Origin of the sequence: Cellulophaga baltica, from assembly GCF_900102165.1 — a bacterium.
In the GTDB taxonomy this organism is placed as follows: Bacteria; Bacteroidota; Bacteroidia; order Flavobacteriales; family Flavobacteriaceae; genus Cellulophaga; species Cellulophaga baltica.
In genome coordinates, this window is the sequence record NZ_FNBD01000008.1 from 179,468 (window position 1) to 192,707 (window position 13,240).

At 33.6% G+C, this 13,240-nt stretch carries 14 protein-coding genes; 1 reads left to right on the top strand and 13 read right to left on the bottom strand.

The genetic code is table 11. The features are described from left to right. Positions 1–86: 86 nt before the first annotated feature. The 4 genes from BLQ19_RS14800 to menC form a co-directional block, all read right to left on the bottom strand. Complete coding sequence (locus BLQ19_RS14800; RefSeq protein ID WP_175444439.1) at positions 87–494, bottom strand: TonB-dependent receptor plug domain-containing protein; 408 nt, start codon at positions 492–494, stop codon at positions 87–89. 134 nt (positions 495–628) lie between these two features. Continuing rightward, complete coding sequence (locus BLQ19_RS14805) at positions 629–1,708, bottom strand: AMP-binding protein (RefSeq protein WP_074538858.1); 1,080 nt, start codon at positions 1,706–1,708, stop codon at positions 629–631. Then, positions 1,692–2,651 (bottom strand): CPBP family intramembrane glutamic endopeptidase, encoded by a 960-nt coding sequence (locus BLQ19_RS14810; RefSeq protein ID WP_074538859.1) that lies wholly within the window; start codon positions 2,649–2,651, stop codon positions 1,692–1,694. The genes BLQ19_RS14805 and BLQ19_RS14810 overlap by 17 nt, the downstream gene beginning before the upstream one ends. Further along, the gene (menC, locus tag BLQ19_RS14815; protein WP_074538860.1) at positions 2,642–3,694 is read right to left on the bottom strand and encodes an o-succinylbenzoate synthase; all 1,053 of its coding nucleotides are present in this window, start codon (positions 3,692–3,694) and stop codon (positions 2,642–2,644) included. The genes BLQ19_RS14810 and menC overlap by 10 nt, the downstream gene beginning before the upstream one ends. Before the next feature lie 48 nt (positions 3,695–3,742). Between menC and BLQ19_RS14820 the strand changes: the two genes are divergently transcribed. Next, a complete protein-coding gene (locus BLQ19_RS14820; RefSeq protein WP_074538904.1) occupies positions 3,743–4,537 on the top strand; it encodes an SDR family oxidoreductase in 795 nt (264 codons plus the stop codon). A gap of 2 nt (positions 4,538–4,539) precedes the next feature. On the opposite strand, the gene BLQ19_RS14825 is transcribed toward BLQ19_RS14820, so the two are convergent. The 9 genes from BLQ19_RS14825 to menD all read right to left on the bottom strand — a co-directional run bounded on the left by BLQ19_RS14825 (position 4,540) and on the right by menD (position 13,218). After that, positions 4,540–5,220: a metal-dependent hydrolase gene (locus tag BLQ19_RS14825; RefSeq protein WP_024480589.1), complete on the bottom strand. Its 681-nt coding sequence runs from the start codon at positions 5,218–5,220 to the stop codon at positions 4,540–4,542. A 25-nt stretch (positions 5,221–5,245) separates the two neighbouring features. Next, positions 5,246–6,199 carry a sensor histidine kinase gene (locus tag BLQ19_RS21630; protein ID WP_254788386.1) on the bottom strand — a complete coding sequence of 318 codons (954 nt, stop codon included), beginning with the start codon at positions 6,197–6,199 and terminating at the stop codon, positions 5,246–5,248. Continuing rightward, complete coding sequence (locus BLQ19_RS21635; RefSeq protein ID WP_254788387.1) at positions 6,144–7,229, bottom strand: tetratricopeptide repeat protein; 1,086 nt, start codon at positions 7,227–7,229, stop codon at positions 6,144–6,146. Before BLQ19_RS21635 ends, BLQ19_RS21630 begins: the two co-directional genes overlap by 56 nt. A 439-nt stretch (positions 7,230–7,668) precedes the next feature. Next, positions 7,669–8,433, bottom strand: a complete 765-nt coding sequence (locus BLQ19_RS14835; RefSeq protein ID WP_074538861.1) for a LytR/AlgR family response regulator transcription factor — start codon at positions 8,431–8,433, stop codon at positions 7,669–7,671. Between the two features lie 36 nt (positions 8,434–8,469). Further along, on the bottom strand, positions 8,470–9,378 hold the full coding sequence (gene menA, locus BLQ19_RS14840) for a 1,4-dihydroxy-2-naphthoate octaprenyltransferase (RefSeq protein ID WP_074538862.1): 909 nt from the start codon (positions 9,376–9,378) through the stop codon (positions 8,470–8,472). A gap of 2 nt (positions 9,379–9,380) precedes the next feature. Beyond that, positions 9,381–9,980 carry a sporulation protein gene (locus BLQ19_RS14845; protein ID WP_024480585.1) on the bottom strand — a complete coding sequence of 200 codons (600 nt, stop codon included), beginning with the start codon at positions 9,978–9,980 and terminating at the stop codon, positions 9,381–9,383. A gap of 158 nt (positions 9,981–10,138) precedes the next feature. Next, complete coding sequence (locus tag BLQ19_RS14850) at positions 10,139–10,969, bottom strand: CvfB family protein (protein ID WP_024480584.1); 831 nt, start codon at positions 10,967–10,969, stop codon at positions 10,139–10,141. A gap of 109 nt (positions 10,970–11,078) precedes the next feature. Next, a complete protein-coding gene (locus tag BLQ19_RS14855) occupies positions 11,079–11,423 on the bottom strand; it encodes a DUF2853 family protein (protein ID WP_024480583.1) in 345 nt (114 codons plus the stop codon). Between the two features lie 40 nt (positions 11,424–11,463). Beyond that, the gene (gene menD / locus BLQ19_RS14860; protein ID WP_074538863.1) at positions 11,464–13,218 is read right to left on the bottom strand and encodes a 2-succinyl-5-enolpyruvyl-6-hydroxy-3-cyclohexene-1-carboxylate synthase; all 1,755 of its coding nucleotides are present in this window, start codon (positions 13,216–13,218) and stop codon (positions 11,464–11,466) included. Positions 13,219–13,240 lie beyond the last annotated feature (22 nt).

A 13,240-nucleotide genomic window follows, 5' to 3' on the forward strand; every position in this document is an offset into this window, starting at 1 on the left:
TTTAAAATCAAGCCTGAAAATACAAAATATTAAAAAAGAATAAAGTGTCTTTCGACACTTTATTAAAATCTACCAGCTAACACGTTCTAATTTGATGTATACCCCAAATAATTATTTGAAATAGTACTTGTAGCCACACTAATGCGCTCTATATCCTGAGGGTTAAGCGTATGTAATATAGACGTATCATAACGAACACCATCAATAATTACTACCGTATTACGATCACCACGCATAGTAATCACCGGTGTTTGTCCCAGCTGCGTATTGGCGATACTTACTCCCGGCGCTGCACGCTGTATTGCGGTATAGAGATCCTGTTGACTATTTAAGTATGAGCTCTCAATCTCATACAGCTTAAACGGGTAAATATTATCAGCTACTGCAACTCCATGGACCAAGCCGTTTGAAATTTGTACCGTCGCATTACAAAATCCAGAAATACCAGCGAGGTTATTTTCTAAAACCGGATCTAAAATTGCTTGAGCATTCAAGGATAACGTTAATAAAATAATTGGTGCAAATAAAAAATTTTTCATCGTTTTAGTTTTAAGTTCCTATAAACTTACAGCACTAAAAGACAATTAGAAACCTTAACTTAGGGAAGTGTACGTTTGAATGAGCAAGACTATTTAGAAATTAAGGCTACTGTTTTTGCTCGCTGAATTTTTCCATTAGCTGTCTTGATAAAAGATGTTACAGCGTAAATCTCTTTGGGCACTTCAAATTTGTCTAAAGTGTCCAAATTCTGAAGCGTGTTCCATAACTGTGCCTTATCCACATTCCCTTCGGTTATCAGCACTAGCTTTTGGCCTAATACTGTATCAGAAATTCCTGCTACGAAAAAATTAATATTAATTACTTTAGAAATTTTGGCTTCAATTTTTTCTGGAAACAATTTAACACCCCCGGAGTTAATTATAGCATCATACCTGCCTAACCACTCAAATTCTGTTGAAGAAACTAACGCCACCAAATCATTTGTCACCACTTCTTCATCAGAAATATTGGGCGCATTTATAACCAAACACCCTCTAGCATCTGTACTAAATTCTACTTTGGGTAATGCCGTAAAATTAGTATTGGTGGAATCTTCTAAATGGTTCACTGATTTTAGTGCAACATGGGTAATAGTTTCCGTCATACCATACGTTTCATACACCTTACAAATATTGTTAGTCACTGCGACTTTTAATGCATCTGACATTTTAGCACCACCAACAATTAATAGTTTGAGTTGCTTTAGTTTTTGCAAGGAATTTTCTAGCTGTAGAGGTATCATCGCACTAAAATCATAAGATTTAGTAATACTTTCTAAAGGATTAGAATTTGGAGCCACATAATCCAATGCCAAGCCTAAAGCCATAGCCCGCACCAACATCATTTTACCTGCTATAAAATCAACGGGCAAACAGAGTAAAGCGGTATTACCCCCTTCAAGACCAAAGAAATCACCGGTAGCCATCGCAGAATTTACCATGTGTTGTTTTCTTAGATTTATAATCTTGGGTACACCTGTGGAGCCGGAAGTAGCAACTGCCAAGTATTCATCCTCATTCACCCAATCTAAAAGAAAACTTCCTATAGGTTTTTCATGCGGCAGCCCTTCTTTAATTAAGCAATAAGCTACTTCTTTTAGTGCTTCATATGAAAACGAAATTCCGTTTAACTTAAAATTTGGATGAACAAACTTATGATTCAAATTCATTATTTTCTTGTGCTAAAAATGCCTCTTCCGCTAACACGCTCCCTGTTAATTTCTCTTTCCAATTGGTCCAATTATAGACTTTAGAAAAGATAAATAAAAGCGCAGGATAGATTATAATTACCGGTATAAAAACGTCCCAACCCAATGCTGGTTCTGACACATCTCTATACATAGAATCTGTTTGAAAAGCGGTCCAATCTGCAGTAACTAATAACGCCGTAACTAAATTATTTGCTGCATGAAAACCTAAAGAAAGCTCCAGACCTTCATCCATCAATGCTAAAATACCTAAAAAGAAACCTGTGCCGATATAATACACCATGATGCCATAGCCTAACTCCCGTACCTCTGGGTTAAAAATATGCATCAAGCCAAAAATAGTTGAAGTAACGACTAAAGGTATCCATCTGTTCTTCGTTAAGATCCCAAGACTTTGCATGAGGTAACCTCTAAATAAATATTCCTCAAAACTTGTTTGTAAGGGCACTAAACAAATAGCTATTACAGCCAATATCAAAAATTTGTTTACATCAAAATTCCATACATAATTATCTGGCGACATATAGATGTCAACACCTGTAATTAAAATAGTAATCACCGCCCAAAAAGTAAAGGCAAAAAAGATACGTTTCCAATCTATTCTAGCTCTAGATGTGGTCAGCGCTGTGATAGATTGCCGGTGCAGAAAGAGCACTACTAAAAATAACACCAATAAGCCTATCGCAAAAGAGATAAGCATAAGAAAGACAAACATATTATTTCCAAAAGCTTCTGCCATTTGGGGAATAGTAGCTACCATTCCGCCACCATTTACTGCATGAACAGCCATGGCTATTAGTAACGGGACCATCCCCAAAATTTGCCATCCTATTAGGACAATTATAAACCCTAATACATACCTCCAAGAATCCTTTAATCCTTTATACGCCTGCTCTATATACATAAATCACTTATCAAATTAGCTTTCCAATTTTTATTCTTTCTATAATACAAATTGCCATTCTCCACAGTCAAAGGGCTATCTAAATTATTGGTATACAAACTTCCTGTTCCCAAACCTTGTGGTAACGTACTCCGTAACGTAAATGTCCACTGCGCTATCGCATTTAAACCTACGTTGCTTTCTAAGGCACTAGTAATCCACCATTTTATTCCTAAGCCTTCAGCTATGGCAATCCACTCTTCACAACCTTTTATACCTCCTACCAAACTAGGCTTTAAAATAATATACTGTGGTTGTATTGTTTGTAGCAGTTCTTGCTTTTTTGTTACATCAAAAACACCAATTAATTCTTCATCTAAAGCTATCGGCAAAGGTGTTTTACTGCATAAGATTCTCATCTGCTGCGGATTACCTTGCTTTATAGGTTGTTCTATGGAATGAAGATTAAAAGTTGCTAATTTTTTTAATTTCGTCAAAGCCTCCTCTTGTTTAAATGCACCATTGGCATCTACTCTAAGTTCTATTTCTTCAGGAGTGTATTTTTTTCGAATAGAAGCCAATAATTTTAGTTCTGTTTCAAAATCTATGGCGCCAATTTTCATTTTTATACATCGAAAACCACTAGCTAATTTTTGTTGAATCTGCTCTAGCATAAAAGCTTCATCTCCCATCCAAATTAAACCGTTGATAGGTATAGGTGCTTCTTTCTTAATAAAATCTGAAGAAAATAATTCAAAAGAATTGGATGAAGCTAACGATAAAAAGGCTTGTTCTATGCCAAATTGAATGCTTGGAAATGCTATCAAAGCATCCCACAGCGCATCCTTTCCTAGATGAACATTATCACATGACCACTTTAACTTTTCTTCATATTCAGGAACATCATCAATACTTAAACCTCTTAATATTCCACATTCTCCAATTCCTATTTCATCATTAGATTTAAGGATAATAAACCAGGTTTCTTTTTGTTTTAATACCCCCCGAGAAGTCCCGCTCGGGCGTTTAAAATCTAAAATATATTTTTTATAGTTTGCTTCCATAATTTAGAATTCAAATTTAACTATATTTTGGGTCTAAATAGAATGGAAATGGGATTGGGTCAAGAAAAAGTGGTTTGGATTACAGGAGCGTCATCGGGTATTGGAGAAGCGTTGACGTATGCCTACGCCACTTCTGGAGCCAAAGTGGTAATTTCTGCTCGAAATATAGAAGGACTGCAGGCGGTAAAGCAAAAATGTCCTAGACCTAATGACATCTATATCTTACCCCTAGATCTCTTAAAACTTGAAGAATTTAATATAAAAACTAATGAAGCATGGAATGCTTTCGGAACTATAGATCTTCTGATAAATAATGCAGGCGTGAGCCAACGTTCTTTAATTATAGAAACGGACATGGAGGTTTACAAAAAACTGATGGATATTAACTATTTAGGAACTGTTGCCCTATCTAAGGCCATACTGCCCAAATTTCTATTACAAAATAAAGGTCAGTTTGCTGTAGTAAGCAGCTTAATGGGTAAATTTTCTTCTCCCTATCGTTCTGGATACTGTGGGGTTAAACACGCTTTACATGGCTTTTTTGACGCTTTACGGATGGAGCACGAAAAAGATGGAATTACCGTTACCATCATCTGTCCGGGATTTATACAAACCGATGTCGCAAAGAATGCGCTTGTTGGAGATGGCTCTAAAAATAACACCGAAGACAAAGCTACTGAGAATGGTTTAGCGGTGAATGTATTTGCTGCCCGAATGAAAAATGCTATCGAAAAGAAAAAGTTTGAGGCTTATATAGGAAAAAAAGAAGTTTTAGGAATTTATCTAAAGCGATTTTTACCAAAACTCCTTCATAAAATTGTTTTAAAAAGCGAGGTACGCTAATTTTAAATTAAAATAGACTTCCCTATTTCTAATAAGTGTAATTTTTTATCTGCTTCTGAGAATTGTTTTTTAGCTGCTTCTTGATCTATTTTAATAAAACCAAAAGTATCATAGTGATATCCCAAAACTGTATCACAATCTACAAAATCTGAAGCAAAAATAGCATCTTCTATTCCCATGGTAAAATTATCTCCGATAGGTAAAATGGCAAGATCCAACTCACAAGTATATGGTATCAATTTCATATCCATATGCAAAGCAGTATCTCCTGCAATATAGATGTGTTTATCGTCTGCCGAAAGTATAAAGCCACCTGGTTGCCCACCGTACGTACCGTCTGCAAAAGACGAAGTATGAATAGCATTGACATACTTTAATTTTCCAAAATCAAAATTCCAACTTCCCCCATGGTTCATAGGGTGTGTTGTAAAACCTTTATTCCCATAATAAGTAGCAATTTCATAATTACTAACAATCGTGGCTCCAGAATTTTCAGCAATAACTTCTACATCTAAGACATGATCTTGATGCGCATGTGTAAGTAAAATATAATCGGGCTTCAAGTCGTTTATATCTATTTTGCCTGTTGCTAAATCATTTCCTGAAATAAAAGGATCTACCAAAATAGTCGCTGCTGTGGTCTTTATCAATAAAGACGCATGACCCAGAAAAGTTATTTTCATATTTTTAAGCTATTTTTAATTTGACTTATTTAAAATTAAACCAAAATTTAACTCCCTCTTCAACTTTATCAATATTTAATGTTGACTGTAACTGATTTACCAAACGGTTCATTAATCTAATCCCCATAGATTCTCCTGCACGTTCTTCCATATCTGAAGGCATTCCTACTCCATTATCAGAATACTCAAAATAACCACCGCCTTCTTCTGTTGTTTTTCTCAAGTGAATATAGATTTTTCCATTCCCATCATCTTCCGGGAAACCATATTTAAAAGAATTGGAAACTAGTTCATTTAATATCAAACCAAAAGGTATTGCTCTATCAATATCTAGTTCTACCGCTTCTGCATCAATATTTATATTAATCTTATGCCCGCCTTTCTTATAAACAGATTGTATACTGTTTACAAGGCTTTCAATATAGCCCTGCATTTCAATTACCGAAAGATCATCATTTTGATATAATTTCTGGTGAATTAATGCCATAGCCTTCACCCTACTTTTTCCTTCTTCTAAAGCTTCAATGGCCGCTTTACTCTTCGTGTTTTTAGTCTGCAAACTCAACAAACTAGATACCATTTGAAGGTTGTTTTTAACCCGGTGGTGTATTTCTTTAAGAAGTGAATCTTTTTCTACCAACGAAGCTTCAATAATATGCTTTTGCTGTACAATTATGCGCTGTACTTTAATACTTCTAAGGTAAGCGTATACCAAACCTGCAAAACCCAATAAAGTAAATACTAAAGAGATATACACATAGGATATTTCATTATCCAACGCATCTAACTCTCTACTCTTTAGCTCTAAACTTTCTTTAGACTCGCGATACATTGCCTTAGAATTCTCTAAATCTGATTGTACTAAGGCCTCTAATTGTTGACCAGTAATTAGACGTTCATTAGACGCTATGGAATCTGAAAGTCTAATATTTTTTTTTATAATAGAAAGACGCAGTAGAAAAGTCTGCCACTTTATCATAATACGCAGCTAACAATCTGTTTCTTTTTAACTGATGCTCTGCCTCAACATATTTAAAATCTTTATCTAATAGTTTTTTTGCATCTTTAAGCTCATTAGTTTGCAGCAAACAATCTGCTAAGTATAAGGTATTCTCTATAAGGTTAGAAGAGTAGGAACCCATCTTATATTTATAAATAGCCTCAATGCTATTCTCCAGATAAAAAACAGCGTCTTCAAAATTTTTCAAATCAGCATAACACTTCCCAATATTACCGGCAATGATACCTTTTAGCAAACTTCCTTTAATAATATCATTTTCTGTTTTTGCCAACATCACATCGCCTAAATACAGATTTACAAAAGATTCTGCACTCTTAAATTTAGTAATCGCTGTTGGGGGAGATTTATCTAACCATAAATAATATCCTACATTATTGTTATAAACCGCATTGGCATAGTAATCTTTTGGATCTATTGTTTTACTTACTTCTTCAATATAATCTCTCATTGCCTTATTCGGCAAGCCCATATTAGAATAGATATCGTAGAAAATTATATCTTTTGAAATACCAAGTTCTTTTCGTTCTTTGCGTACTTCAGATTGTTTTACATAAAGTTTAAGCTTTTCATAACTTTTATCTAAAAGTTCTAATATGATTTTTTTCTCAGTCACAGACATATTTTCATTTGTCTGATATAAATCATTGGCTAAGGCTACGCATTTAGAATACTCTCCTAAATCAAACATCACCTGACTCTGCATGGTCTTGTACTGAAAGATAGCTGTGGTATCGCTTGAGTTTTCTGCATCTACCAGGTATTCTTCTAATGTCTTTTTCCAATCAAAAGGTGAAGTCTGATTGTACCGGTTTGTAGAATTAAAAAATAATTTAAATCTTGCTGAAGCGTTACTTGCGCTCTGAAATACTTTGTATGTATTTACATCTTCATTTACATCCTCTTGACCGATCGCAGCGGCAAACAAGAAAAGAAATAAAAACTGTACAAGTGTTTTTCTAGAAAACAGTTTTATAAGGTTAGAGTGCATCCGCTTCTTAATATTATAGGTTTATGGTCTTATGTGTTATTCAAACATAGCGTAATTACTATTAATTACGGGCAATATTGTTGTCAATTGAAATCATGCTGTTGTATACCAATGTAAACAATTTACAAAAAAATCAAAATTAGCGCATATTCCCTTAAACTGGAAATAGATTTGCCCTAAATTAAAAAGACCGAACAACGCATTGCTCGGTCTTTGTATTTGATTATGAAAATGATAAGATTTGGGATCTTTATTTAATCATGCCTCAAAGGTATGTCTAAGATTCAAAGCTACCATCATTTTGTTGTGTACTCTTAAATTTATGTGGTGAACAAACCATTTAAGTTTACATCATGTATTTCATCGTCTTTATGGATATAAAAAAGCTGGTTAATTTTCATTAACCAGCCTTACGTATTAATTTAATAAATTCTTCTGTTTAAGAATTCATCGCCGAAATTATAAACTCCTTAAACTCTTTAGAGATCGGTATTAAATTATTATTTATTAAAATATCTTTTGAATTAATCGCTTCTATATGATCTACATTCACAATGTAAGACTTATGCGCTCTATAAAACTTATTAGAAGGTAACTTCTCTAAGTAATCTTTTAAAGGAGAACGTACTAAGATTTTTTTATCTACTGTATTTACTTCTAAATACACATTATCCGCTTTTATAAACTGAATATCACCAAACTGAATTCTATAATACAGATGCTGTTTTTTTACGAAAATTGAGTCTTTAAGTACGCTGTTTGAAACCAACTTATCATCCGGAACTTCTTCTGTAGGAGCACTAGTCGTGCCCGCCGCCTTCTCATTATAATTAAAACTAGATAATGCAATTTCTATAGAAGTATATAAGTCTTGTTGCTCAAAAGGCTTTACAAGATACCCGTTTGGTTTTACGGTCTTTGCATTTTCTACAGTGGCTCTATCTGAGTTTGAGGTTACGAAAATGAAAGGGATATTGTACTTTTCTCTAATGTGTTTTCCTAAATCTATCCCTGTCTTATCGGAAGCAAGAATAATATCGATCAAAACAAGATCTACTTGCTTAGTTTTCAGTACTTCTATCGCTTGTTCATAAACGATGACATTATCAACAATCTCATAACCAATCTCTTCTAACATTGATTGCATATCATCAGCAATGATAACGTTATCCTCTACGATAAGAATTTTAATGGGCTGCTCCAAATTTGGTTTTAGTTTATTAAGTTATGTAAGCCAAAGCTACGAAAAAATATTAAAACTTAAATAAAAGATAACAGCAAGAAAAAATGTACTTAATGCTACCTTTTTTAACTCAGGATCTAATAAAAAGGGTTCTTTTGTTTTTGACACTCTCAGGGCGTGTACGCCAAGCGGAATAAATATTATTAAATGTATAAAATTACACCAAGAACTATAATTTAGCATCGTAAAAGCTACCATGCTTACGAAAGAAATAGCCAAAAGTACATAATGGTATATTTTTCCATTTTCAAAACCCATTTTTACGACTAGAGTGTTTTTACCTGCGTTTTTATCTGATATGGCATCTCTTAAATTATTTAAATTTAAAACTGCCGTACTCAATAAACCTATTGCTATTGCAGGTAATATGGCAGTGAGCGTTAAGAATTTAGTAAATAAAAATAGTGATCCTAACACCCCTAATAATCCAAAAAAGATAAAAACAAAAAGATCTCCTAAACCCCTATAGCCATAGGCCGAAGTTCCTACTGTGTATTTTATTGCAGCCCAAACGCTTGCGAGTGCAAGAGCAAAAAACAATAAAATTAAAGGATAATTTTCAGTGCCAAAAGAATAAACTAATAAGGTGATGGCAAGGATTAAATCGACAATTATGGAAATGAAAATCCCATTTTTTAATTCTGCTCTAGTAAGTATACCACTTTGCAATGCCCTTTTAGGCCCTACTCTTTCCTCATTGTCTGTTCCTTTAACTCCGTCTCCATAATCATTAGCAAAGTTAGAGGTTACTTGAAAACCAATGGTGGTGCACAAAGCAAGGATAAAAATAATCCAATTTTGATGTCCATAAAAGTTTCCTAATGCAGCACCCACAATAATTCCGGAGATAGATAATGGTAAAGTACGTAATCTTGCTGCGTTAAGCCAGGCTTTAAATTTTGTCAATGCTAGTAGGGATCTTCTATTTGTATGCGTTTTCCATTTTGATACGAAGCCACAAAAGCATCTTCAAAGCCCATTTTCACTAATTGGTATCTAAATGATCTTGCTTCTTCTATAGTTTCAAAGTTACCCAAAGAATACGAATAGAACGGATTTGTTTTAACGAACAGGGTATTTGATAAGGATTCTGATGCTAAGGTTACATTATTATCTACGAACGATTTAATTTGAACCGAATATATTTTTTCTCTTTCTAGGAATTCTTTAGCCAAGTAAAATTCCTTTACATTACTGAGTTCCTCGTTCTTTAACTTTAAGTTATCCATTCTAGACTTAATCACTTGTAAGCTATCTAAGTCATACACCACCAAATTATTATTGGTTTCTGGCGCACTACTTCTTCTGCCTGCATTGAAGACATATAAGGCAAAAACTCCTAATAAAAATACACTGGTAACCCCTGCAAGAATATTTCGTTGAATCTTATTTCTTTTAAGCTCTTTATTTTTAAACTTAATCTGGTCTAAAAGTCGCTCATTAAGTATTTGAGCTTTATCGATATCTTTATGTAAATCAAGTAAATCGCTTTCTTCAATAAATGGCATATTAAACTTGGATTAGGGGACGTTATTTGTAGTTAAAGTATAAATTTCATTAGCTGTCTTGTAAATGTATATATTTCTTAAAAATAAATGAAACATTTCGCCCTATTATTTAATTGAATATCATGATATTGTGGTTCTAATACGACTTAAGTTTCGTTTTAAAGTAGATAAATGCCATCTGGCTTAATAGTGATCTTACGATCCTTGTATAAAGTACCGATACTCTTCTTAAAAACTTTCTTACTCATTTGCAGTTTAGCCGTAATTTCATCTGGAGAAGATTTATCGTGTAAATTTAAATACCCACCTTCCTTTTGCAATCTAGCATAGATCACATTAGCTGCTGGCTCTATACTTTCATACCCAATTGGTTTTAAGTTTACATCAATCTTATTATCCGGTCTTATGTGCTTTATATAGCCTTTAATAACATCTCCTACAGCTACCTTTTTAAATACTTGATCACTATAGACTAAACCTTTGTGCTTATTATTAATTATAACATCCCAGCCAAGGTCATTTTGTCTTGTTACAATTAAATCTACTTCTTCATTAACTTCTATGGTAAGCTCCTCATTATCTAAAAATTTATCTAACTTATTTGAGGCTACCAGTCTAAAAGATTTCTCATCGAGGTAACAATACACTACATACCACTGCCCTTCTTGCATACGCTCTCTTTGCTCTCTAAAAGGAACTAAAAGGTGCTTTTCCAAACCCCAATCCAAGAAGGCGCCAATATTATTTACTTCTACTACCTTTAATAGTTTAAAAGTATTTCTAAAAATATAAGGTGTCAATGATGTTACAACAGGGCGCTCATCAAAATCTAAATAACAGAAAACGGTAAGTTTATCACCAATTTCGTAGATTTCTGGTACATATTTATTGGGCAATAATACATCATTACCTTCTTCATCACCTAAAAAGAGTCCTACACTTGTATCTCTTAAAATTTCTAATGTGTTGTAATTCCCTAATTCTATCATGCTGCAAAAGTACGTTTTATAACATAATTTTTATTAAAACATTCGTTGTTTCTTAGAAACAAAAAAGCCGTTTCATTTTCATGAAACGGCTTTTTATATTGTAGCTTACTTATTTGTTATAAACATCTTGTTTTTTAAAGTGTTTCGCTAGCATATAATAAACAACCGCTCTATGCTTGTTACGGTTAGAAGAACCGTACTTTTCTAAAACGCTTTCAATTGCTGGCATCATGTCATCACTCTCTGTCATTCCTAATTTTTTAATTAAGAAATTATTTTTAACAGTGTCTTTCTCTTTTTGATCCCCTCCAGATACTTTAGAAGCATCTGCATTGTATATTGCTGGACCTAATCCTATCGCAACTTTTGTTAATAAATCCATGTCAGCCGCTTCACCAAATTTATCTTTAATGTCTGCTGCATACTTTACGATTAATTCGTCTCTTTTACTCATAATTGTTAGTGTTCTTTTTATTTAGAATATTAATGTTTGCCTAAGATATAAAATCAAAATAACTAAGCAAAATTTTATCATTAATAAGTCTAGGTGTTTTTATCTCTAACAATTTAGGCTTTTTACTGCTTTTATAAAAATTAATTAAGGCTTTTTCTAAGATTTCCTCAGTATCAACTTTTTCATGAATAACATCAAAACTACTGCATAGTTTTGCAATATCTACGGTATGTGTAGTTTCAAAAAATGTTTCAAAGTTCGCAGTATCTTCTTGCCCTGGTAAAATTCTAAAAATTCCACCACCATCATTATTAAATACAATAATTCTAAAATCTGGTCGTATCTTCTTGTTCCACAAGCCATTACTATCGTATAAGAAACTGATATCACCCGTAATTAAAAGCGTTGGTTCCTTATTATAGATAGACGCCCCTACAGCTGTAGAGGTAGAACCGTCTATACCACTAGTTCCCCGGTTGCAAAAAACTGTAATACTAGGATCTATTGAAAATAATTGCGCGTATCGCACTGTAGAGCTATTCGCTAAATGTAATTGATAATTCTTAGGAATAGTCTTCGCAACGGTAGAAAAAGCCAACATGTCTGAAAAAGGAATTTGCTTCAAATATTGGTTTCTTTTCTCTTCATACTTGATTTTCACTGTTGACCAGTATGCGTAATAATCACTTTCAATAGGAGTAAGTAGCGGAATAAAGGCTTTAAAAAACGTATTTTCAGAAGTTTTAAAATGATGCGTAATCGAAAAAAAAGTATCGTAGGCTTTTTTAGCATCAATATGCCAGTGTGCTGTTGCTTTATATTTTCGTAAAAAACTTTTTATTTTTTTTGATACAATGAGTCCACCAAAAGTCAGAATAACCTCTGGTTGTAATTTTTTAAACAGCTCATCACTGTTGGCTGATTTTTCTATAGGCGCAATAAGACTATCAATACTTGTAAAAAAATTAGGGTGATGTAAATTTGATGTTGTTTCTGTTAATACAATAACCGATGCATCATTCGCTAAAAAATCAAGATATTCTTGAGCTACCGCGTTAGGATACTCTACGCCCACCAAAACCAATTTGCGCTGTGCCTTATTCCAAGTCGCTGCAAAGGATGTCAAATCTTCTACATCATCTATAACTGGTTTTTGATAGCTTAGTACAGGTTGCTGGTTAGGCGTTGTAGTCGTATTATACAAAGGCTCTTCAAAAGGAACATTTATATGAACAGGAGACATCTGTTCAATTGCCAGTTGAAAAGCATGCGCCAATTCTTTATCGTTATATAATTCTATTTTTCTCTGTTGCTCTGCAATGGTACTATTAGCCTCTAATAAGCCTTTTCCTTGCTTTCGTATGGTTTCTGTAGCGTGACTTACATCTAATTTTAAGTTTGCTGAATATCCAATATGACGATCAAAAACATGATCCTGACGAATGGTTTGCCCATCTCCAATATCTATCTTATAAGGTGGCCTATCTGCAGAAATTACCACCAATGGAATATCACTATAAAAAGCTTCTGAAATAGCAGGATAGTAGTTTAAAAGTGCACTACCTGAAGTACATAATACAGCTACAAGTTTTTGTTGCTGCTGTGCCATACCTAAAGCAAAGAATGCCGCACAACGCTCATCTACGACACTAAAACAATTAAAATAATTATCTTCTGTAAACGTTATGGTTAACGGTGCATTACGGGAACCCGGAGAAATAACAATATCTTTTATGCCATATGTTTTACAATAATGGGCAACGGTTTGAGCAGAGGGTATTGTAGCGTATTTCAAATTAATAATTTTATAGGTGCAA

What these genes read in the sequence shown, in the direction of transcription:
- BLQ19_RS14805 (WP_074538858.1), bottom strand. Translation starts at nt 1,708, where the DNA reads ATGAATTTGAATCATAAGTTTGTTCATCCAAATTTTAAGTTAAACGGA.
- BLQ19_RS14810 (WP_074538859.1), bottom strand. Translation starts at nt 2,651, where the DNA reads ATGTATATAGAGCAGGCGTATAAAGGATTAAAGGATTCTTGGAGGTAT.
- menC (WP_074538860.1), bottom strand. Translation starts at nt 3,694, where the DNA reads ATGGAAGCAAACTATAAAAAATATATTTTAGATTTTAAACGCCCGAGC.
- BLQ19_RS14820 (WP_074538904.1), top strand. Translation starts at nt 3,743, where the DNA reads ATGGGATTGGGTCAAGAAAAAGTGGTTTGGATTACAGGAGCGTCATCG.
- BLQ19_RS14825 (WP_024480589.1), bottom strand. Translation starts at nt 5,220, where the DNA reads ATGAAAATAACTTTTCTGGGTCATGCGTCTTTATTGATAAAGACCACA.
- BLQ19_RS21630 (WP_254788386.1), bottom strand. Translation starts at nt 6,199, where the DNA reads ATGATAAAGTGGCAGACTTTTCTACTGCGTCTTTCTATTATAAAAAAA.
- BLQ19_RS21635 (WP_254788387.1), bottom strand. Translation starts at nt 7,229, where the DNA reads ATGCACTCTAACCTTATAAAACTGTTTTCTAGAAAAACACTTGTACAG.
- BLQ19_RS14845 (WP_024480585.1), bottom strand. Translation starts at nt 9,980, where the DNA reads ATGCCATTTATTGAAGAAAGCGATTTACTTGATTTACATAAAGATATC.
- BLQ19_RS14850 (WP_024480584.1), bottom strand. Translation starts at nt 10,969, where the DNA reads ATGATAGAATTAGGGAATTACAACACATTAGAAATTTTAAGAGATACA.
- BLQ19_RS14855 (WP_024480583.1), bottom strand. Translation starts at nt 11,423, where the DNA reads ATGAGTAAAAGAGACGAATTAATCGTAAAGTATGCAGCAGACATTAAA.